The sequence below is a fragment of the Nostoc sp. DSM 114159 genome (genome assembly GCF_053470285.1).
Genome location: NZ_JBPFEH010000001.1, coordinates 4,187,440 through 4,213,658 on the forward strand (window position 1 = coordinate 4,187,440; position 26,219 = coordinate 4,213,658).

Here is a 26,219-nt window from a genome sequence, read left to right on the forward strand (position 1 = left end):
ATGTTTGGTAACAAGACTGAAAAGTTTTTTGCTTTTCAGTCTGTGAGAATTTATTGCACAGTTGGGTTAACTGAAGCTTAATTTAGTGTTTGTTTTTGAACTTGTTCCCATTCTCCTTGAATACTTTGTAATGTCTTCAAGGTGCGATTTAAACGGGCTTTCTTTAACTCAGGAGTCTCTTTTTGGAATAAACTTGGAGAATTGATTACTTTATGTAGTTCAGATTGAGTGGAATGCAAGCGATCGCTCAAACAGCGTTCAAAGATTTCACCATTATCACTACTCACATTTTCTACTAATTGACGATATATATAGTCTTTAGAACTGATTTTATCTTTGAGGTCAGTATTAATAATTTCCTCAATCAACTTGTGGTAGCAGTCAGATAGTGCGGTTAGCATAGGTTCTGCTGCTAGATTATTTGTTTCAGAAGTAGATGGATCGGATATTTCTTCTTTAGTTGGCGTTACGAAAGTTTCCTCAGAAGTAGGGGATTCTTCTTTAGTGGGTGTTGGTAAAGTTTTCCGAGAATTTGTAGGTGAAGAATTTGCTTTATAATTAGATAAATAATAATCTGCTAAAGAGCCACAGAGAAACTCTTCACGAAAGCGGTTTATTTTGGCACGTGACTGGATTTTGTGATAACGACGTTTCTGATACCATAAACCAGAAATGAGTAAGCCTGCGATCGCTCCTATGCCAACTCCTGCCAGAGCAACTTTAGCATCTTCTAAACTTTGATTTTGTTGCCCAGATTCAACAGTCGCATTAGAAGATGTACTTTCAGCAATAGCATAGTTACTCACTGAACTTAGCTGCACGCTAGTGGCGATCGCCGCAGCCGACAGTATCAATCTAAATACTAACTTTGATTTCCACATAATTTTACAGCTTAAAAATATGTTGTCTATTTCTGGAGACTAACCGCCTCCTCAAGGAGTGAATAGTTAATAATCAAACTAACTAGATATCTCTTTTACTAAAGAAGTTCCACTTCACTTATATAAAAAATAAACTTTCTCAACAGTAGTTTCCACAATATTTTCTTATTTTTTAACATTATTTGTTCGTCTAGGATTTTTGACAAAGCCGTAGATTATATACCATTTCTCAAAGTATCTGTATGAGTTATTTCGTTAAATGGTTGTGATTTATAGCGATCGCGCAAATCTTGCAGCATAGAGTTCAGTAGGCAATAGTCGAGGATGTGCGATCGCTATAAGCTCTGTACTGGTATCGCATATTGCTGGGCATAAAGTCTATAATGACATTAAATTGCAGGTGCTACAGCAGAAATTGACATAAATAGCACTAGTATCTCATCGGTAGTGTAGTGTTTGCGATCGTCATAGCCCATTGTAGACATCGCCTCTTGGATTTGGAAAGTATGAGCCAATAAAATGTAAACTTTCAAAGGCTTGCACCAAGTTTCTAACTACCTTGCTCTTTAATTTCTCTGTGCGTAGTTCTATTTATAGAATAGGTGCTTCCCCGAAAGCTCAACTTATGAGTTGCTTGTGGTGTAATGATTCCAGTCGATTGGGTATTCAAATCGGCGCCAACAATATAAGCACATCCCCGAAAGCTCAACTTATGGGTTATTGATGCTGTGGTTTCCCCATCTAATTTGGGGTTGAGGTCATGATGATAGGAAGCTCCACGGTAGATTAAGTGATAATCTGGTTCTGATTTGAGTACTGGCTGTTGTGTAGATTGTGTTTCTCTGTTGACTATTTTGTTTGTATAATACTCATAGCTTGCACTGATAATAATAAGAATTAATAGTAGAAGTAAAATCTGCCAAGGAGCTAACATTAAACCCAAAATCAGGCTGATAGCTGCAAATACAGTCACTAAATGTGAGATTTCATTATTTCTATTTTTAAATAAAAAATAGCCACTGATGAAACAAACACACGGAAAAATGAAAAAGTACAAAGCCATATTTCCTACATTCGCAACTAAAAGCAAAGGGTTTATAAAGCAGATTAAACTTATTTTAAAAGTTGTTGTTTATTTTACCTCCAATCAGCTTGAGAAGTTACCGTACTACTGGAGTAAAAGTTTTACGTTGAGGTATCTGTATTAGCTGCGATCGCAAAGAAAAATTAATACTTAAGACTATCTCAAACCTTTGGAGCAAAGTTCAAGGGTTATGTATTCGTTCAGAGAGGTTACAGGCGTCCTCCAGAGTAGATGCTCAGTGTAAAGCCTTTGCTGAAGTATATGAAGATATTACCTCATAGCGAAGTCATGTAGCGATCGCATTCCTTAACGTAGAAATTTACTGATAAATAAAAATTAAAAGCGAACAAATATCACAATACAAAATTATTACTTCGGGGATCTAATAAGCAGAATAACCCACTATAGTTCTAACCGATGTGTCTCTGACAACGAAGTAACAAAATTATCATAAAAGCATCGCAATCTCGCGTATTAAAAAAAAGCAGATGCATGTTAAGGTTTTAATCTCATTGTCTTCCCTTCGCGCCTTTACCTATGCATCTGCACTATTTACACCCCCAACACCTTGAAGAATTAGTCAAGAGTAGTGGTATAGACTTACACTTAGTGCATCTCAATTTTAGGTCGCTCCAAGGTGTAACAGCTTATGAGTACCTGTTGATTTCTGAGCTACTCCCCCGCACCAATACCGGAATGGTGAAAAGTAGTTGGTTGCAGCGTTACGCTCACATCACAGAAGGTGGTTGGTGGTGTTCGGGACTAGACCCTCTGAATAATTGGCAAATGATGGAATGGGGATGCTTTAAGCCAAACCAACCCCGACAAAATCACAATGGCAAGTCCATCAAGTACGAGCATCCGCCAAGTACGCCAACGCGAGTGTTTTGTTTGCGGGTAACGTTGCAAGTGTGGCAGCAAGTCGCTGGGCGTTACAATCTGGTCATGCCTGATAATATCACTATTACTCCTGATGGCGAGGCTGGAGGCTTTTGGCAATGGGTGATGCAACAGAACATTCCCCTTATCATCTGCGAGGGTGTAAAGAAAGCAGCCACGTTGTTGACGCAAGGATATGTAGCCATTGCCATTCCCGGAATTACCAGTGGTTATCGAGTTGTGAAAGATGAATTTGGTAAAGTTACCCGTCGTCAGCTAATTCCTGATTTAGCCGCGTTTGCGATTACAAAGCGCAGTTTTTACATTTGCTTTGATTTTGAAACTCAACCCAAGACAATTGCTGCTGTAAACAATGCTATTTCTCAACTTGGCTGTTTATTTCAGCAAAAAAATTGTCCTGTAAAAGTCATCGAACTTCCAGGAATAGAAAAAGGGGTTGATGAGTTTATTGTTGCTAAGGGTGTAAATAATTTTGAGAAAGTTTATCGCCAAAGTGTTGATTTAGAAATCTATCTTGCTCAAACCAAACCCCACACCGAGTTAAGTATTCCTGCTGCACTTACCTTTAACCGTCCTTATATAGGTGAAATACCTTTCCCCACCTCTGGATTAGTAGGAGTCAAATCAGCGAAAGGAACGGGGAAAACTACGGCATTGCAAGGCGTTGTTCGACAAGCAAAAAGTCGAAACCAACCCGTTTTGTTAATTACTCACAGAATCATACTTGGACGATTCTTGTGTGAAAAAATTGGTATTCAATGGGGAACACATAAAGACGATGCAGAGAAAAAGATTAATAAAACACTTACCCCCGCTCCTCCTATCCTACGCTCTCTATTCCCTCAGCAATCTCTCGGCTTGTGCGTTGATTCGATTTGGAAACTTAACCCAGAACATTGGCGGGGAGCAATAGTAATTTTAGATGAAGTGGAGCAATCTTTATGGCATCTTTTAAATAGTAATACTTGTAAGCACAAGCGGGTAAAAATATTAAAATTATTCCAACAATTAATAGCTACAGTTTTAACAACTGGAGGATTAGTAATTGCTCAAGATGCTGATTTGTCAGATGTCTCACTAGAATATTTGCAGGGATTGGCAGGAATTAAATTAACACCTTGGGTAGTTCTCAACCAGTGGAAGCCTCAACAAGGTTGGGACGTAACTTTTTATGATTCACCAAACCCAACACCGCTAATTCACCAATTAGAATTAGATTTACTTGCTGGACGTAAATGTTATGTTACTACCGATAGTCGCGCTGGGCGTTATAGTTGTGAAACAATTGAACGTTATTTGAAAGAAAGGCTACAAAAATTACGGCGGCAATTTCCTAAAACTTTGGTAGTTAGTAGTCACACTACAAATACACCAGGTCACGCAGCAGTTGATTTTATTGCAGCGATTAATCAAAAAATATCGGAATATGACGGCGTTTTTGTGACTCCTAGCCTTGGTACGGGAATTAGTATTGATGTCCAACATTTCGACCGTGTTTATGGCATTTTTCAAGGGGTAATTCCTGACTCGGAAGCAAGACAAGCGTTAGCAAGAGTCAGGGATGATGTACCGCGTGTTGTTTGGTGTGCTAAACGAGGTATTGGTTTAATTGGTAGTGGAAGTACAAATTATCGCTTGTTATCTGATTGGTATCAAGAAAATCAAAAAGAAAACTTAGCTTTGCTGAGTCCCTTACATAAAATAGATGTGGATTTGCCTTTAGTTTATGACCCGATTCATTTGCGAACTTGGGCAAAGTTATCTGCAAGGGTAAATGCTTCTATTCGCCTCTATCGGCAATCGATGCAAGATGGTTTAATTGCTGATGGACATCAAATTCAGGTGCGGAGTAATGCAGTTCACAATAATATTATTCGAGATTTACGTCTAGCATTTTTGGCAACCGATGCCGATGATTTAGCTACCCGCAAGAGGTTAATTTTAGAAATTGTTAAAGTTCAAAAAGATTGGGCACAAAGCCGTCAAAAAGCTAAAGAAATTAAACGCAAAATTAAAGAAATTAAGCAGCAAAACCAAGTATTGGTAGCAACTGCTGTCGCTAATGCTAAAGATATAGATTATGTAGAATATGAGCAAATGTTAGTTAAGCATTCCCTAACGGATGGAGAACGCAACCAAATTAACAAATATATTCTTAGACAAAGATATGGTGTAGAAATTACTCCTTGGCTGAAATTGCAAGATGAACAAGGATATTATGGTCAACTGTTAATTCACTATTATTTAACTCACGAGAGCGAGTATTTTCATGTTAGAGATGAGCAAGAATGGCATCAGCAATTGTCTTGGGGCGAAGGAAAAGTTTTTCTTCCAGATTTAAAAACTTACACGCTCAAGGTTGAAGCAATGAGAGTTTTAGGGATGCTTCAGTTTCTTGAAGAAAAACGAGAGTTTCTTGAAAACGATCCAGATTTGATATTACTGAAAAATGTTGCGTTTCAACATAGTAAGCATATTAAAAGAGCGCTTGGTATTAATTTGGTTGGGGAGAAAGAGGAGGTTTCGGCAATAAAAATACTCAGCCGACTATTAAATTTGTTGGGGTTGAAGCTGAAGCAAGTAAATGAGGTTTACCAAATTGATTTAGAAACGCTATGTGATGGTAGGGAAAAAATATTTGCTGTTTGGCATCGACGAGATGAGTTGATGTTGGCTCATGTTAAGAGTGTTGGTTATGAGTTGCCTGATTATTCTTCAGGTTGGAAGCCTGAGATTATGGAAACCAAGTCTGAAAAGACGAATCAGATGGTGTCTATGCCTACTCTTCCGTTATCAACGATATCGCAATCCTGAATTATTTGTAAGAATTGCAAAGCTTTTAGAGACTGTCTCGTTCCCAGCCTCTGACTTATCTGATTGGTCTTTCAAGACGCGATAAATCGCGTCTCTACAACTGGGTTTTGGGGTCTCTGCCTAATTGGCATAATTTTCAAAACATATCGTTAGCAATGCCAATGTTTTAGGCTAGAGAATGTCAAAAGCCAAAAAAATTATATGAGTGCGGAAGATTTTTTTAACCAAGGGTTAAACCAAAATTTGCAAGGAGACTATCAAGGCGCGATCGCAGCTTACACCCAAGCAATCAAGCTAAATCCTGACTATGCCGAAGCTTACCATAATCTAGGGCTGATTTTAAGTGGTCAACTCAAAGATTATCGCAGTGCGATCGCTAACTTCAATCGCGCTATCGAAATTAATCCTAATTTTGCCACAGCCTATTATAACCGCGCTAATGCTCGTTACTTTTTAGCCGATTATGAAGGAGCGATCGCAGATCATAACGTCGCATTACAAATCGATCCCAATCTGCCGCAATCTTACCACAGCCGCGGCAATGCTTACTTTGCTTTGGAAAACTACGATAAAGCGATCGCAGATTATATCCAAACAATCGAAATGAGTACCCAATTAGCTGATAATATCAATATTGATATTGCCAATGCTTATCATAATCGAGGCGTAACTCGTTTTGAACGCGGCGATCGTCAAGGAGCCATCGCAGATTTTCAGCAAGCTTTACAATGGCATCCCCATTTTGCCGCAGCTTACAGCAATCGCGGCAATATTCACCATATTTTAGGCAATTATCAAGAAGCGATCGCTGACCATAACCAAGCATTACAATTAGATCCTAACTTGGCAGAGGCTTATCATAACCGAGGTAATGCTCACTACGCTTTAGCAGATTATCAAAGTGCGATCGCAGATTACAACCGCGCCCTAAAAATCAATCCCAACTTTGCCGGAGCGTACTATAATCGGGGTCTAGTGCTTGCTCACCTCAAAAATTATCATGAAGCAATTGCAGACTTTAATCAAGCATTAAAGCTGAATCCTGATGATGTGCAAGCTTATTGTGAGCGTGGTTTGGTTCGTAGTACTCTGGAAGACTATGAAGGTGCGATCGCAGATTACAATCGAGCCTTACAAGAAAACCCGACTCTAGCTTTAGTATACGGCTTTCGGGCAAATGCTCGTCGGCGATTGGGAGATTATCAAGGTGCAATTGAAGATAGCAATCGCCTATTACAACTCAATCCTAACTTAGCTGAAGGATATTGCGATCGCGCGGCGGCTCGTCGTTCTATAGGAGATCATAAAGGCGCAATTAAAGATTACGATCGAGCATTGCAAATTAATGATAACTTAGCCGCAGCTTATTATGGTCGGAGTATTGCCCGTGAAGCTCTGCAAGATTTACAGGGAGCAATTGATGATAACACTCAAGCGATAAAGCTTGTTCCTGACTTTTCTCAAGCGTATTGCAATCGGGGAAATGCTCGTCGTCTTTTAGGGGATGAACAAGGAGCGCTTACAGATTATAATCAAGCATTAAAAATTAATCCTGATTTAATTGAAGCATATTACAACCGAGGTTCCACACACTATGCTTTAGAAGAATATGAAAGTGCGATCGCAGATTACACCCAAGCTTTGCAAATAAATCCCCAATCTGCTGCATTTTACAGCGATCGCGCCAATGCTCGCTATGCCTTAGAAGATTATCAAGGCGCAATAGAAGATTACAGCCGAGCGATCGCGCTTGACCCTAGCTTTGCCGAAGACTGGTACAATCGGGGTCGTAGCCGTTCTCTGTTGGGAGACTTACAAGGAGCGCTTGCAGACTTAAACCAAGCTTTACAGCGTCAGCCTAATTGGGCTTCTGCTTACATCCTGCGGGCAGATGTCTACCGGAATTTGGGAGACTCTCAAGGAGCAATTAGAGATTTTCAGAAATCCGCAGACTTGTATTACCAAGAAGGAAATATCCAGTATTATCAACAAATTGTTGAGCTTATTGAACAGCTTCAATGAAGAAATAAGGGAGTCGCGGGACAAGATAAATCATGACAAAGACGCGATAAATCGGCGTCTCTTGTCTTAACCGAACAGTATTGCGTCGTCTCTTCCTACTCCTTTGTTTCTTCAAAGCGAAAGCGTTCCATGAAGCGGCGGTCAATCCAATCTTTGTAATGCCACAAGAGTTTGTGGGGTGGTAAAGTAAAAGTGCCTCGTGTTGCGATCGCTCGTTTGTCTCCCGTCCCAATTAAACTCAAATATTGTTTCTGTGGCTTATAAGGTTTGAGTGGCTTACCTAATAAAATTCGCTGTAAATTCTCAAACAAAGGTTTACCTTGTCTAACAGCAAATACCCCAGCTTTCGGACGCGGATGATTTACCATTGTGGCAATGTCACCAGATGCAAATACCTGCGGGTGCGTTTGAGATTGCAACGTGTCTTCTACCAAAATAAAACCTTGCTCATCAGTTCCTAATCCAGCGTTTTTTAACCATTCGGGTGCTGATGCTTGTGTTACCCAAAAAATCTTGTTGCACTCGACTGTCAAACCAGCTTCACATTTAATTTCAAATACTTCTTTAGCTTCATTCTGGGTTTTAGGTGCAATTTTACACACAGTTTCTCCCAGATGTAACTTAATACCTCGGTCAGTTAAAATTTGCTGAAGTTGATGCCGTACTGATTGATGATAATTGGGCATCAGTTCTTGTCCGCGCTGGAATAAATGAATTTCTAGGTTTTGAATGGGTTGTTGAGTTTCATCCAAAATCCGATGTAAACGAGATTGCATCGATAGCGCTAATTCTACACCGCCCGCGCCACCACCTACGATCGCAATCCTAATTGGTTCTTGAGGATTTTTACCTACAGCTTCAATTAGTTCATACCAATGCTCTAATAACTGCGATACTGGTTTAGCTGCGATCGCATATTCTGCCGCACCTGATACAGACAGTATGGCTGGAGTGCTGCCAATATCAATAGACAGCACATCAAAATCTACCGCCAGTCCGTTATCACAAAGAACTTTGTTGTTTTTTAAGTCAAGGGCAACTACCGTGTCAATATACAATTGTACTTGAGCAAAGTTCGCCAAGGGTTGCAAGTCAATATGGCATTCATTGTGGCTGTAAAATCCGGCAATATGTCCTGGTAACATCCCAGAGTAGGCTGTCTCTGATGCTGTGGTAATCAGTATTAAACGTACTCCTGTTGACGGTTTGATACCGAACATTTTTATAACAATAGCATGGCTGTGACCGCCACCAATTAACACCAAATTTTTAACTATTGATTGTATATTTTGCTGAGTTTTAATAGCCATTTCTAGTTAATCAATGATTAGAAACAAATCAAAATTATCATGACGAGAGTTAATTGTCCGTGACTAAAGACTAGTGAATATAACTGATTCTTAGGAATGTCTACGGAGGAGGAAGTTAGATTTTCCATTTTGTTGTTTGCATACAGTCATTTCAGTACTAAATATCTATGAAAATAATAGATGTAAATAGTTTATTACATAAAAATTACATATTAAAATTTGTTTCTATTATTTATTAATCTCTTGAATCTCATGAAAAACATTTTATCAAAAAGTCACATCCAGCTATCCCAAATATTCCTGCGGATACCTGTTTTCCAGCAACAAGTCAAACAAAATCAGCATCATTCGCTAAAACGACGCTTAAGAATAGCAAGCGAACAGCTAGAAAATAACACTATAGAAATCAGTCTAGCTGTAATTAATGATTTAGAACAAATTGCTTATAGCTATCCACAGTACCATTGGACGATCGTAGATATTCTTACTAGTTTTGTACGAAAAAATGCTCCTTATATGCTCCAAGAGGAAGTAACGAGCCACCTGTCAACAAAAATTCGTTTAGATATTCAAGCCGCGCTGACTGTTATCGCCAGAAGAGATGCAAACAAAGACCCAGTAAATCAGCAACTTGATTTGAGCTTCACGGATATCAGAGGAGCAAACTTGAAAGGGGCGAATCTACAACAGATAAATCTCTATCAAGCAAATCTAGCTGGGGCTAATCTTAGAGAAGCAAATCTAGCGGGGGCAATACTTAGTGCAGCTAATCTAGAAGGAGCTAATTTATATCTAGCGAACTTAGAAGGAGCAATCCTTAGTGCAGCTAATCTAGAGAAAGCTAACCTTTCTGAAGCTAACCTGCATCGTGCCAGTTTATATCTAGCTAGCTTGCATGGAGCAGTTCTCTATGACACCATACTTGATGAAGCAAACCTTAGAGAAACCAAATTCTCTGAGTAATATCATATCCGTTTGAATGAAAAATTTTTTCCCCACTCCTATTCCCTACTTCCTATTCTCAGCGTAATTCGGAATTTTTGTAGCGCAAACGTTTCTTAATGTGTGACGTAAAATTATATTAGATATAATTCCCTAGTTCAATAAGTGTTTTGACACCTATTATAAATTTCTGCTAAATGCTATACTATTTTTCCTCAACATCTAAGTAATAATTCTAGGTTGTAAGGAAAAATTTTACCATGTCTTCTAAAAAGACAGACGCTCTTTTGAATTGGTTGATAACTTTAACAGCGGTATTTGGCTGCTCGTTGACTGTAATTTTCTTTGTCTTGTCCAATATTAAAGAATTGTCAATTCAAGAAAAAATTCAGTATAGAAACCAAGCTTTAACAACTACTGCAATAGTTTTTCTGGCATCGGCAGCAATGTTTAATACTTATTATGCAGCAAGGCGTGCCCAAGCGATGCAGAAGAGTGCGATCGCATCTGAGAAAAACTTAGAAATTGGCCTGCAAAATGCCAAACTCAATCAAGACAGATTGATTGCAGAGCGCTTTATGGGCGCAATTGCCCAGCTTGGCCATGAAAAGGTGGAAACCCGGACAGGCGCAATTTATGCTTTAGAAAGGGTTGCTCAGGATTTTCCTCAAGAACACTGGACAATTATGGAAATTCTCACTGCTTTTGTGCGAGAGAATGCACCCATCCAGCACGTAAAAGGCGAGCAACAAAAGCCGGAATATCAAGGAGCAGTTTACTCAAGTCGGCGTAGAAGTGGGTCGCGTCCAACGCCGCAGTTAGAGCAAAATCCCCATGAAGAATTCCCCAAAATACGCACTGATATTCAAGCAGCCCTAACTGTTATCGGCAGGCGTAATTTACTCGAAGACCCAAAAGATCAAAAACTTGATTTACGTAACACCGATATTAGACAAGCAGACCTGCTAAAAACTAACCTGCAACAAGCAGACCTGCGTGGGGCTGATTTGAGTGGGGCTGACTTGCGTGGGGCTGACTTGAGTGGATGTGACCTTAGCGGCGCTAAACTCATTAGGTCGATTCTTTATGAAACCAAATTACTAAAAGCTAGTTTATATGGAGCCAACCTTTGTTGGGCTAACCTGAATCGTACTAACCTCTCTGGAGCCAACCTGCGTTCAGCTAACCTCTCTGGTGCAAGTCTGCGTGCAGCTCATTTACAAGGGGCGAATCTTTATAAAGCTAACTTGCAACAAGCAACCTTAAAAGCTGCTAACCTTTCTGGAGCAAAGTTGTTTTTAGCTAACTTGCAAGGAGCAAAATTAGGTAAAGCCAACTTGCAGCAAACGGGTTTGATTGGTGCTAACCTCTGTGGAGCGAACTTAAATGGAGCTAACCTTTCTGGGGCTAATTTGAATGCAGCCAAACTCCACCAAACAGAAGTCTATTTTGCCAACCTCTCAGAAGCTAGCTTAACGGAAGCTGACCTATATCAGGCTAATCTAATTGGAGCAAACCTTTATAGGGCAACCTTTTATCAAGCTAACCTGACTCAGGCAAACCTAATGGGAGCTAACTTTTCCCAAGCTAACCTCAATGATGTCAAACTGGAAGGGACTATTTTGACAGGAGCGAAAAATTTAGAGTTGGATCAGATTAGAGAGGCAGTTGGCGATCGCACCACTCGCTTACCTGATTATATCGAAGCACCTACACATTGGCGGCAATCGGGTTAAGCGATCGCAGCATCATTAGTTATTTGGGCGTATTCTACCGTTTTCACTTAATGCTATAGTTTTTCCAAAAAGTCTCCCTAACAATTCTGAAGATGAAGAAAATGAAAGCTATGTCTGATAACAGCACACACCAGCCAGAAATTTGTTTATAGTTTTAATTTTATTTATTAGATTATTTATTCATTTAGCAAAAAATAAGAAATAGATGAGAGTAGTGCTGTGCCCTCTATGGCTTGTAGGAGAATGTAGAAGAGAATAATCTTGCCTACAGTATTAATCAATGTTGAGGGAAAAACCATGCAATCAGCTTTACGTATCACAACCAAAGTTTTACCAGGAAACAAAATAGAAATTGAAATTCTAGAAGCTGAAATAGGCGATAGCGTTGATGTATTTGTGATTTTACCAGAAAAAACTGAACCCAAACATCGTTCTGTACTGGACATTATAGAAGAAAGCCATAGGAGACACCCTTCTCGAACTGCTGAGGATATAGACAGACAACTACAAGAAGAACGCTTATCATAGGACAGCTAATACTTCCAACAAGTGGCTCTATTTATATAGATACCTCAGTGGCATTTATACTATTGAAGGCAACTCTGATTATTACTCTCTTCTGCAACCGCTATGGTCTAAGTTTTATGCAGGAGAAATTCAAATCATCAGCAGTGAACTAATATTAATGGAGGTTTTAGTTGTTCCATTGCGTAATGGCAATAATTCTTTAGTAGCAGACTATGAAGAACTATTATCTCAAGTGCAGTTAATTCCTATTAGTAAAATAATACTGCGACAATCTGCTAATCTTCGGGCTACAAGTAACCTCAAAACACCCGATGCTATTCATGCTACAACAGCTTTATCTGTTAATTCTAACCAATTTATTACCAACGATAAAGGCTTTGGTAATTTTCCTGGTTTACCTGTTGTTATCCTCAGTGAAGTTTTAGCATCTTGAACAACATCAAACTAAACTCATTCTTCTAGCGATCGCTCAATTTGAAAAAGTTTTTTCCGAAATAGCCGCTTTATCGTCTGTATAATCACTGAAATGGGCAAGAGCGTTAGGCTGATTTCGGGTAATTTGTGATGAAACTAGATTTAGTCAGGTTTTTTCAAGCTTGCAACCCCAGTAAAACTCTGGTCGTGAGCAAACCGGAGGATAGACAATATTATATTGATTTCTCTAAAGTGCGTGGTGCCAAGATTATTGAAGAACTTGGGCGAACTATCACCCGCCTTTCACCTGAGCAACCCACTTGTCAATTGTTTACCGGACATATCGGTTGTGGCAAATCCACTGAATTACTGCGGCTAAAGGCAGAGTTAGAGCGGGAGGGATTTCATGTGGTTTATTTCGAGTCTAGCCAAAGCCTGGATATGGCTGATATTGATGTTACAGATATTTTATTAGCAGTAGCTCGTGAAGTTAGCCAAAGTCTGGAAGCAATAAAAATTAATCTTAAGCCTGGATACTTTCAAACTCTGTTTACTGAACTTGGTGAATTTTTGCAAACGCCGATAGAACTTGGGGGAGAGTTATCTGTAGGTATTGCCAAAATTACTGCCAAAACGAAAGATAGTCCCAAACTTCGCAGTCAGTTACGCCAATATTTAGAACCGCGCACCAATGGCATTTTAGAATCAATTAACAAAGAATTGCTCAAGCCTGCTAGAGAAAAACTCAAGCAGCAGGGTAAAAAAGGACTGGTGGTAATTATAGATAATCTCGACAGAGTGGATAATTCTCAGAAACCTTCCGGTCATTACCAGCCAGAATATCTCTTTGTGGAACGGGGCGAACAGTTAAACCAGCTAAACTGTCATGTTGTTTATACCATTCCCTTAGTGTTGATTTTTTCCAACGCTTTAGGAAGGTTAACAAATCGCTTTGGCGTAGACCCCAAGGTTTTGCCAATGGTTCCGGTGCAGATACAAAATGGTTCGCAATTCTCACAGGGAATTGTACTGTTACAACAGATGGTTATGGCAAGGGCTTTTCCTGGTGTCAGTTGGGAACAAAGTCAGAATTTAATTACTGAGGTTTTTGATAGTCCTGATACATTAGAGCGACTTTGCCAAGTTAGCGGTGGTCATTTGCGTAACTTGTTGATGTTATTGTTTCGCTGTCTTCAGCAAGAAGACCCGCCTTTGTCGCGAGAGTGCGTAGACAGGGTGATTAAACAACGTCGCAATGAGCTAACTTTGGCAATTACGCCCGATGAATGGGAAGTACTGCGTGAGGTGGCGCAAGAGAAAAGCTTGAGAGGTCATGAAAGATACGAACTTTTGCTCCGCAGTATGTTTGTATTTGAATACCGGAATGAGGATGGTTCGTGGTTTGATATCAATCCGATTTTGGCAGAAGCCAAAGAATTTAGGTTATAAATCGGCATATATGAACAATTACCCCCCTTAATCCCCCCGATATATTGGGGAGAAACAAGAAATCTAGTTCCCTCGCCTTTATAAGGGGGAAAGGTTAAAGGGTAAAGGGGAAAGGGAAGGGGGAAACAAGAAATCTAGTTCCCTCCCCTTTATAAGGCTACGGTGTACACACAAGTCGTGAAATTCTACCTGACACTTGGTTTCGTCCTCTAGCAATAGGATTGTGCGATATCGCTCCGAAAGCCTGTAATTGCGAGGAGGAACGACGAAGCAATCGCTTTAACTACGGGATTATGCGATTACTTCGCTCCGCTCGTAATGACAATTCAAGGGGTCTATAACGCCTGAAACCCTTGCAGATACCACTTGTGTGTACACCGTAGCCTTTATAAGGGGAGGGTTAGGGTGGGGTAAAAGACTTGTGTGTACACCGTAGCCTTTCATAAGGGGGAAAGGTTAAAGGGTAAAGGGAAAAGAGAAGGGGGAAACAAGAAATCTAGTTCCCTCCCCTTTATAAGGGGAGGGTTAGGGTGGGGTAAAACCTTGGGTTTTTCAGTTATTTCCTAAAAACCTAGCTTGATAAGACTTTCCTCGTTCCCAGTCTCCGACTGGGAATGCATTCATTGAGTCTCTGACTCAATGCCAGATTAGAGGCAGAGCCTCAACGAGGAGCATTCCCATGCAGAGCATGGGAACGAGATAATAACGTTAGCTAGATCAACAAGTGCGGGAGCCGTTTCAACAAGTGCGGGAGCTGCATCAACAAGTGCGGGAGCTAGATCAACAAGTGCGGGAGCTAGATCAACAAGTGCAGGAGCTAGATCAACAAGTGCAGGAGCTATATCAGCAAGTGTGGGAGCTAGATCAACAAGTGTGGGAGCCGTTTCAACAAGTGCGGGAGCCGTGTCAGTTGTCATCTTCACAACTACAGCTTTTACAACTAGCAGAAATCGTCCGTCATCCTTTCTGCCCCCTGCCTCCTACCTCCTGGCTCAAAACCCGTAGCTTTGTACTTTATGCAAAAGAAAACTGCTGTATGTTATGAGTAATCAGCAAGAGCCAGAAAATTTAGCCTTTGACAATGAGCATTCATTGCAAACTCTGGTGCGAACAATTACCCTTTCTCAGGAAACATTTTCGCTGATTTTACTGCGCTGTAACTATGTTGCTTTACGTCAGCGCATGGTGCAACGTCTACATCAATTATCTCCTGTACGCATTCATGAAATTACTTTACCTGCATCTGTCAAAACGCTTTACACAAATATACGCGAACAGTTGGGAGATGAACAACCACCTGCATTGATGATTTTTGGTTTGGAGTCGGTTAAAGATATTGATACAGTTCTGACTTCAGCTAACCAAGTGCGAGAGGAGTTTAGAAAGAACTTCCCGTTTCCGATATTGTTGTGGGTTAATGATTCAGTTCTGCAAAAATTTATTCGATTAGCAACTGATTTAGAAAATTGGGCAACGATCATTGAGTTTGAAAACCCTACGGATGAATTAGTCAACTTTCTCCAGCAAAAAAGTGATGAAATCTTTGCTGGTGAAGTAACGCCTAATCTCCAAATGTGCCGGGAATTAGAAACTGCTCGTCAGGATTTGCAAAATCGAGGAGAAGTATTAGAAGCAGCACTTCAATCAAGTTTAGAGTTTTCGCTTGGCTTGAATGATTATCTACACGACCAAATAGATTCAGCTTTAGCACATTATCAACAAAGTTTGGAGTTCTGGCAACGAAGTAATTATTTAGAACGACAAGGTATATTACTCGTTAATATTGCTTTAGTTTATAACCGTCAAGCTGAAAAAAATCAGACAGAAAATCAACACTATTGGCAAGAGTCGAGAAATTACCTTGAGCAAGCTATTGAGATTTTTGAACAAGCACAACGTTCTGATTTAGTCGCAAAACATATTACTAAACTGGATGGAGTTCTGCGAAATTTACAAGCATGGTCAGAGTTGCAAAGCCTTGTGGATAAATCTTTGCCGCTACATCAAAATTATGGCACGTCGTTGCAGTTGGCTCAAGATTATGGTTTTTTGGCAGAGGTAGCTTTAGAGCAATCACGTTGGGATGAAGCTCATCAACTCGCAGGGCAAGCATTACAAATATTAACTGAGATACCTAATTTACAATCAAATGAATTTGGATTGTATCGGTTTATTTTAGCAAAAGCTCAACAGGGTTTAGGTCAATATCAAGTAGCAATTAATAGTTTAAAAGCTGCAAAAGCTGAAATTAATCATCAACATAACCCACAATTATATATATCTATATTAGAAAGTTTGCGCTTACTTTACTTTGAGCAAGGTGAATATCTCAAAGCTTTTTATATTAAGCAAGAGCAGTTACAAATTGAACAACAGTATGGTTTTCGCGCCTTTGTTGGTGCATCTTATCTCAATCCGCAGCGACAAGCAATTAGTTCTGCATTGCAAGTAGAAAATCCTGAAACCGTTGCTGAAGAAATTGCTGCTTCTGGTCGGGGACAAGATGTGAAGCGGTTGCGAGAAAGAATTGGCGGGACTGAGCATAAATTAACTGTAATTCACGGTCAGTCAGGAGTGGGTAAAAGTTCAATTTTGCAGGGTGGGTTAATTCTGGCGTTGCAACAACAACCAATTGGTGAGCGAGATGCTTTACCTATTTTGTTGCGAGTTTATACAGATTGGGTGGGGATGTTGGGGCAGAGTTTGGCTAAGGCTTTTGAGGAAGTTAGAGGCAATCAATTATCTGTTAATCTTGATTCTTCAGCAGCTATTTTAGAACAATTACGCAGAAATGCTGACCGGAATTTGTTGACAGTTTTAATGTTTGACCAGTTTGAGGAGTTTTTCTTTGTTTATCCAGACCAAAGCCAACGACGAGCATTTTATGAGTTTTTACGAGTTTGTCTAGATATTCCTTTTGTGAAGATAATTCTATCTTTGCGGGAAGATTATTTACATTATTTATTAGAATTAGACCGTCTGTTTAATTTGAGTGCAATTAATAATAATATTCTCGATAAACATATTCGCTATTATTTGGGTAACTTTTCACCAGCCGATGCTAAAGCAGTTGTGCAGAGTTTAACAGAACGCTCTCACTTTTACTTAGAACCTGCATTGATTGATGAATTAGTCCGAGATTTAGCAGGTGAGTTGGGGGAGGTACGCCCGATTGAGTTACAAATTGTGGGGACACAATTGCAAACTGATAAAATTACAACTTTAGAAAAGTATCGTCAGTTTGGCACGAAAGAAAAACTGGTTGAGCGATTTTTAGAAGAAGTCATTCATGATTGTGGTGCGGAGAATGAACAGGTTGCTCGACTGGTTTTATATTTACTCACAGATGAAAATGGTACTCGTCCCCTGAAGACTCGTGCTGAGTTAGCCGCAGATTTGCCAGCAGAAGTTGATAAACTAGATTTGGTTTTAGAGATTTTTGTGGCATCAGGGTTAGTATTGCTGTTACCAGAATCGCCTGCTGACCGTTATCAATTGGTGCATGATTACCTTGTGTCGTTTATTCGCCAACAACAGGGCAATGAGATATTAGCACAACTAGCTAGAGAGCGAGAACAACGCTTGCAAGCAGAAGAGAAGCTGAAGCTTGAACAAGATGCAAGGCAGATATTAGTTGATGCTCAACAAGAAGCCAAGCGACAAATTCGCCAAGGGCGGATGCAGTTGATGGTGAGTTCTGGTTTAGCGGTATGTCTATTATTATTGGCAGGTATATCATCAAGATACGCATTCAATAAAATTCAAGTGGCTAATAATAATAAGCGACAGGTAGAGCAGAAGTTTCAAGAAGGGGAGAAGAATAAGCAATTCCTACAAGCAAAATTAAAATCAACAACACAAGAGTCGTTGGCTTATAAAGTAAACTTGGAAGAGCTAAAACGGGAAACCTCAGAATTACTAGAGAAAAATGCCCATGCACGGGAAAGCGCAAAAAATGCTGAAGTAAAATTACAACTAGCACAGACAGAACGAGAGCGAGCAGAATCTCAAGTTAAGCAAGTCCAAACCACTCTCAAGCAAATGCAAGCAAGACTTACACAAACAAAGGAAGCAATAAAAGTAGCGGGTGTACAGTATCAAAAAGCACATCAAGATGCGGAAGAAGCACGTCGAAAAGCATCTCAACAAATAAAAGCAGCAGATCAAGAAGTAAAAAAAGCACATCAACAAATAGAAGCAGCAGATCAACAAATAGAAGCAGCAGATCAAAAAGCACAAACAGCACATCAAGAAGCACAAACAGCACATCAACAAGCACAAACAGCACATCAACAAGCAGCAAGTCGAGAAATAATAAATAATACACAGGCGGCAACTGCTGCAAAAATTCAAAGTATATCAAGGCCGAGGCAGTGTCAATAGTGTGAGTTTTAGCCCGGACGGTAAAACCATCGCCACGGCATCAGATGACAAGACAGCGCGGTTGTGGAACCTGCAAGGGCAACAGATCCAAGAATTCAAAGGGCATCAAGGCACAGTCTTAAGTGTGAGTTTTAGCCCGGACGGCAAAACCATCGCCACGGCATCAGATGACAAGACAGCGCGGTTGTGGCCTGTGGAGAATTTAGACCACTTGCTAGTGCGGGGTTGCAATTGGCTGCATGATTATTTGCAGAATAACCCGAATTTGGGTGAGAGAGACAAGCGTCTTTGTGATGATATTAAGTAATATGATGTCGGTTAATTTAGTTATGATTACCACAGTCATTGCACCCCACCCCTTGGTGAGGGGCTACCGTGTATACACAAGTCAAATTACCCCCCTTAATCCCCCCGATGCATTGGGGGAAAATCGGAAATCTAGTTCCCTCCCCTTTGCAAGGGGAGGGTTAGGGTGGGGTGATGCGCATTGGTGTCAACTTAACGTGAAAGCCAGCCGAGAACAAGCTTTTAGATATTGTCTCGGTTGTCTCGTTCCCAGTCTCCGACTGGGGATGTTCGTCGTTGAGGCTCCGCCTCAAGACTTGCGGCAGAGCCGCAACGATCGGCATTTCCAGCCTCTGGCTGGAAACGAGGTTTGAAAAGTGCAGCTTTGGCGGGGTGGGGTAATGCGGATATTATGGTTACTTCAAAGGACACGATCTGAATGGTTGGCAAAAGTCTGGCGATTCTCCTTTGGAGACGCTAGGCGATCGCACTCTACTCGAATTGTCTCATGCGATCGCTCCAAAGGTTTCTCAGTTTTGCTCAAGCTATCTGCACCTTCTAGAATTATCTGATTCCCAAAGTAGTGCCAGAATTAAATGGTAAAGAAGGAACTGGCAAAGCGATCGCTCAACTACGCAAAGAACTATTATTTGACAAATATATACCGCAGATTACTGCTACCAATGGTGGCAGAAACTTAATATTAAAGATGCAAAAATCGGGATTGCATCTGGTTGTCGCTAGTTCAGCAAGTTCTGAAGAACTTGAGATCGCGTTCAAAATTACTCAAGTAGATGATTTGCTATCGGAAGTAACTACATCCAATGATGCCAAAGCATTTAAACTTGCTCCTGAAATTGTAGAAGCTGCCTTGAACAAAGGGCAAATGACACCTGAAAAAGTCGTGCTGCTAAGAGATTCTCCCTACGATATTGAGTCTGCCGACAAAGCCGGAGTAGGTGTAATTGCTTTGCGTTGCGGTGGCTTTAGCGATGAACAACTATCGCTTGCGATCGCAATTTACAACGAGCCAGAAGGTCTACTACAGCACTATGACTCTTCGATTCTGGGTGCAAATGCTTAAATACGAAAAGAGTACTAAAAGGGTAAGCGATCGCAGTCAATTCATCAACGAAGTTGTGCAATATTGTAAGCTGTTACGCATTAAAATTGCACATTAACTAATGAGGGTTGTCCTTTGTCATTTGTTCTTTGTCCTTAGAAACACAAAACACAAATGACTAATGACTAATGACCGTTTATACGGAGTTTGACTTGTGTGTACACTGTAGCTTTTTTTAGGGGGGGTTAGGAGGGATCGATAAGTGCCTAAAATTACAGGCATTCACTTTTAAAATATTCCCTGAGTAAGAGACAATGAATAAGACATCTGTCCTACGCTAATTATCCTATGGGGATAAAACACAGAGATGTCTCTAACAAAGCGGCTGGAAATTTTAGATTTAATTCGGAAACTTCGTCAGCAGCTCAATCTTTCTCAGAAACAGTTTGCTGCTAAAGTCGGAGTTTCTTTCAAAACAGTTAACCGTTGGGAGAATGGGCATACAGTCCCTTCACGCATAGCGCTAAAACTAATAGAAGAAATGTTACGGAAGATGGGTGAACCTGGCAAAAAACTGCTAACTCAGTATTTTCCAGAAGCAGAGTAGGGTTATGAGTCGTAAGGCAAGGGCATCTGAATCGCAAATAATCTTTGCTGGCACTAGAGACAAGGGCGCATTCATCCGGGAGAAACTGCTGCACTATGGTATTGCTTCCCTATCCGTTGCCTTAGCACTATGGGCAACTCTGCTACTCAATCCATATCTCACTTCAACACCTGCGGCACTGTTTTTTGGTGCCGTGATGGTGAGTGCTTGGTATGGTGGCTTGGCGCCAGGGTTACTTGCTACCCTTTTGTCTACTTTTGCAGTCAATTACTTCTTTTTTAAGCCACTCCACGGGCAGAACATTACAAATTTGAATATTGTAGTTCCCTTGGTAGTGTTCATGCTGACAGCAGGGTTAATCAGCTGGCTTAACGAATCACGCCGCACAGCCCAACGGCAAGCAGAGGCAAACCTGAAGTCACTACGCGAAAGTGAGGCACGGTTTAGTCGCTTAACCGAGTCCAATATTATTGGGATGATTGTGGCTAATCTGAACGGCTTAATCATTGAAGCCAATGATGCCTTTCTCAAAATGCTCAATTATACACGCGAGGATTTGCGCTCTGGTCGAATCCGCTGGGGCGAGATCGTTCCACTCGAATATATTGAGGTCAGCGAGCAAGCGATTCAAGAACTGACAATGACTGGGAGTTGTAAGCCCTTTGAGCAGGAATACATCCGCAAAGACGGCTCTTTAGTTACCGTTCTAGTTGGTTTTGCTAAACAGGGAGATCGGACAATCATTGGTTTTGTACTTGACTTAAGCGAACGCAAACAAGCCCAAGCAGAAGCCCAGCATCGCTCCCGCCAAACAGAAGAAGCCCAGAGCATTTTGCAAATGCTCCTAGAACACGTCCCAGAGGGAATTACTATTACTGCTGGCCCTCCTGATTTCCCAATCATCGCTAACAGTAAACTCGCGCAAAAACTTTTGGGCAGACCGAATGAATCTCTCGTTGGTATGTCTTCTGAATCTTACATTCAGCTTTACAATCTGTTCTTGGCTGATGGTGTAACGCCCCTCACCTTAGAGCAACTACCTTTATACCGTGCAACGCGCTATGGTGAAATCATCCGCGATGAAGAATGCATCATTGAACGTCCAGATGGTACTACAATTACAGCGATCGCCAATGTCGTACCAATTCGAGATTCCCAAGGTGAGATTATTGGTGCAATAGATTGCTGGCGCGATATCACCAACCGTAAGCTCATAGAAGAAGCACTGCGCCAACGAGAAACAGAACTTCGTTTAATTACAGATACGCTGCCAGTTCTGATTACTTTTGTAGATTCAGAACAACGCTACCGCTTCAACAATCGAGCCTATCAAGATTGGTTTGGGCATTCAACGGCAGAAGTTTATGGAAAGCATCTTTGGGAAGTATTGGGTGAATCCGCTTATGAAGTGCTTCGTCCTTATGTGGAACAAGTACTAGCAGGAGAGCAGGTTACTTTTGAAAGTCAAGTTCCTTATAAAGATGGTGGCACACGTTACATTAATGCCATTTACGTTCCCCAGTTTAATAGACAGGGAATCGTTGAAGGGTATGTGGCGTTAGTCACCGATATTAGCGAACAGCAAGCTGCGCTACGCGAACGCGATCGGGCAGAAGCTGCGTTGCGCGAAAGTGAAGCTCGCTTTCGCCAAATGGCAGACACTGCTCCCGTACTAATTTGGATGTCCGGCACTGACAAACTTTGTAACTACTTTAATAAACCCTGGCTAGATTTTACCGGGCGGACTCTGGAGCAAGAGATGGGCAAAGGGTGGACTGAAGGTATTCATCCTGATGATTTTCAGCGTTCCTTAGATACATACACCCATGCCTTTGATGCCCGACAAAATTTTCAAATCGAATATCGTCTCAAACACTGTGATGGCGAATACCGTTGGGTTTTTGATACTGGTGTGCCTCGGTTTGCACCAACCGGGGAATTTCTTGGCTATATCGGCTCCTGTGTTGATATCCACGATCGCAAGTTGGCAGAAGAAGCGCTACGTGACAGCGAGGAGCGATACCGAATTTTAACGGAAGTCTCACCACAGGCCATTTGGATGGGCAGTAGCGATGGTGGTATTACTTATTGCAATCAACACTGGTTAGATTTCACCGGACTGACAATGGAGCAGACCGCTGGGTATGGCTGGATTTATGTCATTCACCCCGACGATCGCGATCGCGTCTTTAAAAGTTCGATGCAGGCTGTTGCTAACGCCACCAACTACGAAATAGAAGTTCGCTTTCGTCAAGTTTCTGATGGTAGCTATCGTTGGCATATTGTCCGAGGTTTACCATTTCGAGATGCAAACGGACAGATTATCAAATGGGTGGGCATCGCCAGCGACATTCACGATCGCAAAGTTGCCGAAGCCGCCCTGCAACAACTCAACGAAATGCTAGAGCAACGGATTCAAGAGCGCACTGCCCAACTCGAAGCCGCTAATAAAGAACTCGAATCTTTCTCTTACTCAGTTTCTCACGACTTGCGGGCACCACTGCGCCACATCGCCGGATTTGTCGAATTGCTTCAGAAACGCCAGACCTCAACAAGTTTAGATCGAACAAGTCAGCGCTATTTGAAAATAATTGCCGACACTGCCAAACAAGCAGGGATACTGATCGATGAATTGCTGACATTTTCTCGGATGGGGCGCACCGAAATGCGCTACATCAACTTGAATATGGAGGAATTGGTACAAGAAGTAAAACGCGACTCGATCGCAGAAACCCCAGGACGGATAATCTATTGGCACATCGAGCCACTGCCAGAAGCGCAGGGCGATCCCTCCATGCTGCGACTGGTGCTTCGCAACTTGATAGGCAATGCCGTAAAATATAGCCAGACTCGAAACCCAGCAGAAATTACTGTTGGCAGTATTGACAATGAAAACGAAGTTATCTTTTTTGTACAAGATAACGGCGTAGGCTTTAATATGCAATATGTCCACAAGCTATTCGGAGTATTTCAACGTCTGCATAGCGACCCACAATTTGAAGGCACTGGTGTTGGATTGGCAAACGTGCAACGCATTATTCATCGGCATAATGGTCGAGTTTGGGCAGAGGCTGTAGTTGACAGTGGCGCCACCTTTTATTTCTCGCTGCCTAAATTGTCCAAAGAGGAGAGTGAATGAAAGAACTGAAGCGAATTTTGCTAATTGAAGACAGTGCCAACGATGCAGAGTTAATCCTAGCCGCCTTGTCAGAAAACCATCTCGCCAATGAAGTAGTGGTGGTACGTGATGGCGAAGAAGCATTAGATTATCTTTATCGCCGGGGGTTGTTCCGGTTGCGAATGGAAGGGTATCCTGTTGTAGTGTTGCTCGATTTGAAACTGCCTAAAGTTGATGGACTAGAAGTGCTGGCGCAACTCAAATCTGACCCAGTAATGCGAGTAATTCCAGTGGTGGTACTGACCTCTTCTCGCGAGGAGCCTGACCTAGTTCGCTGCTACGAGCTAGGGGTGAATGCTTATATTGTCAAGCCAGTAGATTACCGTGATTTTGCCGATTCTATTAAAGGTGTTGGCTTGTTTTGGGCAGTGATCAATCAGCCTCCAGTTGGTGCTTTACCTCCGGCTCCTCATCCTCAAAAGGAGAGCAACTGATGAATGTCCTGCGTTTCCTCCTCTTGGAAGATAGCCTGTTAGATACAGAGCTTGCCCAAATGATATTAACTGAAGGGGGAATTAATTGCGAACTGATCCGAGTTGAAACCGGTGCTGATTTCCTAGCTGCTTTGGAAACAGAAACTTTCGATTTAATTCTTGCCGATTATGCCTTACCATCTTTTGATGGAATTTCTGCCTTGGAAATTGCCCGAAATCACTATCCAGAGGTTCCTTTTATCTTTGTCTCTGCCGTACTAGGTGAAGAATTAGCGATCGAAGCTTTGAAGAATGGTGCAACCGATTATGTATTAAAGCAACGATTAGGGCGGTTAGTTCCCTCGGTGCAACGCGCATTGCGGGAAGCTAAGGAGCGGCGTAAGCGCAAGCAAGCAGAGGAGTCTTTACAAAAAAGTGAAGCCAAGTATCGCCAAATTGTTGATACCTCTTATGAGGGAATTTGGATGATTGACTCCAAAACCCGAACCGAGTTTGTGAATCAGCGGATATCTCAGATGTTGGGTTATCCGGCAGCAGAAATACTCGGTCGTTCTATATTTGATTTTATGGTGGCTGATGAGATCGCCGATGAAGCAAAACTGGAGTGGTTCAAAGGAGAAGGAAGCGATCTCAAAGAAGGGCGATTGCGTTGCCAGGATGGTTCGTACATCTGGACACTGATTTCTGCAAGAACGATTTTGAACGAACAAGGTGAGTGTTTAGGTGCGATCGCCATGCTAACTGATATCACCGATCGCAAACGCAGCGAATCAGAACGCGATCGCCTTTTGCAGCTTGAGCAAATAGCTAGGGCGGAAGCTGAGGCTGCTAACCGAATCAAAGATGAGTTTTTGGCAGTACTTTCTCATGAATTGCGATCGCCCTTGAATCCGATTCTCGGTTGGGCAAAACTGTTGCAGAGCCGGAAATTTGATGAGGCATCGCTCAACAAAGCACTGAAAACTATTGAGCGCAATGCCAAATTACAAGCTCAATTAATTGAAGACTTACTAGATGTTTCTCGCATCCTCCAAGGCAAACTCAGCCTCAACACGATCCCAGTCGATCTGGTATCCACGATTGAAGCCGCAATGGAAACAGTGCATTTAGCAGCAGAGGCTAAAACTATTCAGATTGAGACGAAGCTCGATCCAAATGTGGGCAAAGTTTTGGGCGATCCAGCCCGCTTACAGCAAGTTTTCTGGAACCTTTTATCGAATGCCGTCAAGTTTACTGAGACTAAGGGAAAAGTAAATGTGCGATTGCAGCGCATCGACACTCAAGCGCAGATTACCGTCAGCGATACGGGTAAGGGCATTCACCCTGACTTTTTACCTCATGTATTTGATTACTTCCGTCAGGGTGACAGTACAACAACTAGAAGGTTTGGTGGATTAGGGTTAGGTTTAGCGATCGCTCGTCACTTGATCGAGATGCACGGCGGAACAGTTTGGGCGGAAAGTCCTGGTGAGGAGCAAGGAGCGATTTTTACAGTCAGGTTGCCGCTAATCGAAGACAGTACGACAAGCGAGGATGACACAAATACTGATTCCTCAACTGCCGCTTTTTCCTCCTCTCCCCTCATGGGTTTACAAGTGCTGGTTGTGGATGACAATGATGATACCCGCGACTTTTTCAGCTTTGTGCTGGAACAGTTTGGCGCGATCGTCACCGCAGTAGCATCAGGAGATGAAGCATTACAAGCGCTAACCCAGTCAAAGCCAGATATCTTACTCAGCGATATTGGAATGCCAGAAATGAACGGCTATATGCTGATGCAACAGGTGCGGAATTTGGAAGCAAAAATTGGGGCAAAAAAGATGCCTGCGATCGCTCTGACTGCTTATGCAGGTGAAATCAATCAGCAATACGCACTAAAAGCAGGATTTCAACAGCACATTGTTAAGCCTGTAGCACCAGAGGAATTGCTCGTAGCGATTTCTAACTTAGTCCAATCTACTTAGGTTAGGGTTTGCGATCGATCTGAGTAATTGAACTGGCTTCAGGTTACAGATTTGAAACTATTCTTCACAAGTAATATCGTTTTTTTATTGCCTGGAATACTCCTGGTAATCCAGAAAAATGTTGTGCCCCAACAGCGTGTTGATATAAAAATTTTATTCTCTTGTCAAAAATTTATATCACCTTATTGACAGTACTTTTCAAGTAATTGAACTACACTACTTTTC

At 41.6% G+C, this 26,219-nt stretch carries 19 protein-coding genes and 1 pseudogene; 16 read left to right on the forward strand and 4 right to left on the reverse strand.

The window, feature by feature from the left end; genetic code table 11:
* Positions 1–77 precede the first annotated feature (77 nt).
* The 3 genes from ACR5KR_RS17340 to ACR5KR_RS17350 all read right to left on the reverse strand — a co-directional run bounded on the left by ACR5KR_RS17340 (position 78) and on the right by ACR5KR_RS17350 (position 1,854).
* On the reverse strand, positions 78–881 hold the full coding sequence (locus ACR5KR_RS17340; RefSeq protein WP_448267328.1) for a hypothetical protein: 804 nt from the start codon (positions 879–881) through the stop codon (positions 78–80).
* Between the two features lie 389 nt (positions 882–1,270).
* On the reverse strand, positions 1,271–1,414 hold the full coding sequence (locus ACR5KR_RS17345) for a hypothetical protein (protein ID WP_448267329.1): 144 nt from the start codon (positions 1,412–1,414) through the stop codon (positions 1,271–1,273).
* A 17-nt stretch (positions 1,415–1,431) separates the two neighbouring features.
* Complete coding sequence (locus tag ACR5KR_RS17350) at positions 1,432–1,854, reverse strand: hypothetical protein (RefSeq protein ID WP_448267330.1); 423 nt, start codon at positions 1,852–1,854, stop codon at positions 1,432–1,434.
* Between the two features lie 648 nt (positions 1,855–2,502).
* Here ACR5KR_RS17350 and ACR5KR_RS17355 point away from each other — a divergent pair.
* Entirely contained in the window at positions 2,503–5,679 is a 3,177-nt protein-coding gene (locus ACR5KR_RS17355; protein ID WP_448267331.1) for a plasmid replication protein, CyRepA1 family, read from the forward strand.
* Between the two features lie 201 nt (positions 5,680–5,880).
* Positions 5,881–7,701, forward strand: a complete 1,821-nt coding sequence (locus ACR5KR_RS17360) for a tetratricopeptide repeat protein (RefSeq protein ID WP_448267332.1) — start codon at positions 5,881–5,883, stop codon at positions 7,699–7,701.
* A 95-nt stretch (positions 7,702–7,796) separates the two neighbouring features.
* Here ACR5KR_RS17360 and ACR5KR_RS17365 read toward each other — a convergent pair whose 3' ends face one another.
* Complete coding sequence (locus tag ACR5KR_RS17365; protein ID WP_448267333.1) at positions 7,797–9,011, reverse strand: FAD-dependent oxidoreductase; 1,215 nt, start codon at positions 9,009–9,011, stop codon at positions 7,797–7,799.
* Between the two features lie 252 nt (positions 9,012–9,263).
* Between ACR5KR_RS17365 and ACR5KR_RS17370 the strand changes: the two genes are divergently transcribed.
* From ACR5KR_RS17370 to ACR5KR_RS17435, 14 genes and pseudogenes are all read left to right on the forward strand, one after another.
* Complete coding sequence (locus ACR5KR_RS17370; RefSeq protein WP_448267334.1) at positions 9,264–9,974, forward strand: pentapeptide repeat-containing protein; 711 nt, start codon at positions 9,264–9,266, stop codon at positions 9,972–9,974.
* Positions 9,975–10,213: 239 nt separating this feature from the next.
* Complete coding sequence (locus ACR5KR_RS17375) at positions 10,214–11,689, forward strand: pentapeptide repeat-containing protein (RefSeq protein WP_448267335.1); 1,476 nt, start codon at positions 10,214–10,216, stop codon at positions 11,687–11,689.
* A gap of 297 nt (positions 11,690–11,986) precedes the next feature.
* A complete protein-coding gene (locus tag ACR5KR_RS17380; RefSeq protein ID WP_448267336.1) occupies positions 11,987–12,217 on the forward strand; it encodes a hypothetical protein in 231 nt (76 codons plus the stop codon).
* 157 nt (positions 12,218–12,374) lie between these two features.
* On the forward strand, positions 12,375–12,650 hold the full coding sequence (locus tag ACR5KR_RS17385; RefSeq protein ID WP_448267337.1) for a type II toxin-antitoxin system VapC family toxin: 276 nt from the start codon (positions 12,375–12,377) through the stop codon (positions 12,648–12,650).
* A gap of 131 nt (positions 12,651–12,781) precedes the next feature.
* Complete coding sequence (locus ACR5KR_RS17390; protein ID WP_448267338.1) at positions 12,782–14,080, forward strand: P-loop NTPase fold protein; 1,299 nt, start codon at positions 12,782–12,784, stop codon at positions 14,078–14,080.
* Positions 14,081–14,804: 724 nt separating this feature from the next.
* Complete coding sequence (locus tag ACR5KR_RS17395) at positions 14,805–15,125, forward strand: hypothetical protein (protein WP_448267339.1); 321 nt, start codon at positions 14,805–14,807, stop codon at positions 15,123–15,125.
* A pseudogene (locus tag ACR5KR_RS17400) lies at positions 15,122–18,770 on the forward strand (nSTAND1 domain-containing NTPase). The gene ACR5KR_RS17395 and the pseudogene ACR5KR_RS17400 overlap by 4 nt, the downstream one beginning before the upstream one ends.
* Positions 18,771–18,792: 22 nt before the next feature.
* Complete coding sequence (locus ACR5KR_RS17405; RefSeq protein ID WP_448267340.1) at positions 18,793–19,122, forward strand: hypothetical protein; 330 nt, start codon at positions 18,793–18,795, stop codon at positions 19,120–19,122.
* Positions 19,123–19,125: 3 nt separating this feature from the next.
* On the forward strand, positions 19,126–19,320 hold the full coding sequence (locus tag ACR5KR_RS17410; protein WP_448267341.1) for a hypothetical protein: 195 nt from the start codon (positions 19,126–19,128) through the stop codon (positions 19,318–19,320).
* A gap of 11 nt (positions 19,321–19,331) precedes the next feature.
* Positions 19,332–19,832 carry an HAD family hydrolase gene (locus tag ACR5KR_RS17415; RefSeq protein ID WP_448267342.1) on the forward strand — a complete coding sequence of 167 codons (501 nt, stop codon included), beginning with the start codon at positions 19,332–19,334 and terminating at the stop codon, positions 19,830–19,832.
* A gap of 346 nt (positions 19,833–20,178) precedes the next feature.
* Positions 20,179–20,418, forward strand: coding sequence for a helix-turn-helix domain-containing protein (locus ACR5KR_RS17420; RefSeq protein WP_448267343.1), 240 nt, complete (start codon positions 20,179–20,181; stop codon positions 20,416–20,418).
* A gap of 4 nt (positions 20,419–20,422) precedes the next feature.
* Positions 20,423–23,557 carry a PAS domain S-box protein gene (locus ACR5KR_RS17425; protein WP_448267344.1) on the forward strand — a complete coding sequence of 1,045 codons (3,135 nt, stop codon included), beginning with the start codon at positions 20,423–20,425 and terminating at the stop codon, positions 23,555–23,557.
* Positions 23,554–24,030 carry a response regulator gene (locus ACR5KR_RS17430; protein WP_322692564.1) on the forward strand — a complete coding sequence of 159 codons (477 nt, stop codon included), beginning with the start codon at positions 23,554–23,556 and terminating at the stop codon, positions 24,028–24,030. Before ACR5KR_RS17425 ends, ACR5KR_RS17430 begins: the two co-directional genes overlap by 4 nt.
* A complete protein-coding gene (locus tag ACR5KR_RS17435) occupies positions 24,030–25,994 on the forward strand; it encodes a response regulator (protein WP_448267345.1) in 1,965 nt (654 codons plus the stop codon). Before ACR5KR_RS17430 ends, ACR5KR_RS17435 begins: the two co-directional genes overlap by 1 nt.
* Positions 25,995–26,219 lie beyond the last annotated feature (225 nt).

Coding starts and splice junctions, on each gene's coding strand:
- ACR5KR_RS17340 (WP_448267328.1), bottom strand. CDS start 881: ATGTGGAAATCAAAGTTAGTATTTAGATTGATACTGTCGGCTGCGGCG.
- ACR5KR_RS17355 (WP_448267331.1), top strand. CDS start 2,503: ATGCATCTGCACTATTTACACCCCCAACACCTTGAAGAATTAGTCAAG.
- ACR5KR_RS17360 (WP_448267332.1), top strand. CDS start 5,881: ATGAGTGCGGAAGATTTTTTTAACCAAGGGTTAAACCAAAATTTGCAA.
- ACR5KR_RS17365 (WP_448267333.1), bottom strand. CDS start 9,011: ATGGCTATTAAAACTCAGCAAAATATACAATCAATAGTTAAAAATTTG.
- ACR5KR_RS17370 (WP_448267334.1), top strand. CDS start 9,264: ATGAAAAACATTTTATCAAAAAGTCACATCCAGCTATCCCAAATATTC.
- ACR5KR_RS17375 (WP_448267335.1), top strand. CDS start 10,214: ATGTCTTCTAAAAAGACAGACGCTCTTTTGAATTGGTTGATAACTTTA.
- ACR5KR_RS17380 (WP_448267336.1), top strand. CDS start 11,987: ATGCAATCAGCTTTACGTATCACAACCAAAGTTTTACCAGGAAACAAA.
- ACR5KR_RS17385 (WP_448267337.1), top strand. CDS start 12,375: ATGGAGGTTTTAGTTGTTCCATTGCGTAATGGCAATAATTCTTTAGTA.
- ACR5KR_RS17390 (WP_448267338.1), top strand. CDS start 12,782: ATGAAACTAGATTTAGTCAGGTTTTTTCAAGCTTGCAACCCCAGTAAA.
- ACR5KR_RS17405 (WP_448267340.1), top strand. CDS start 18,793: ATGATTACCACAGTCATTGCACCCCACCCCTTGGTGAGGGGCTACCGT.
- ACR5KR_RS17420 (WP_448267343.1), top strand. CDS start 20,179: ATGTCTCTAACAAAGCGGCTGGAAATTTTAGATTTAATTCGGAAACTT.
- ACR5KR_RS17425 (WP_448267344.1), top strand. CDS start 20,423: ATGAGTCGTAAGGCAAGGGCATCTGAATCGCAAATAATCTTTGCTGGC.
- ACR5KR_RS17430 (WP_322692564.1), top strand. CDS start 23,554: ATGAAAGAACTGAAGCGAATTTTGCTAATTGAAGACAGTGCCAACGAT.
- ACR5KR_RS17435 (WP_448267345.1), top strand. CDS start 24,030: ATGAATGTCCTGCGTTTCCTCCTCTTGGAAGATAGCCTGTTAGATACA.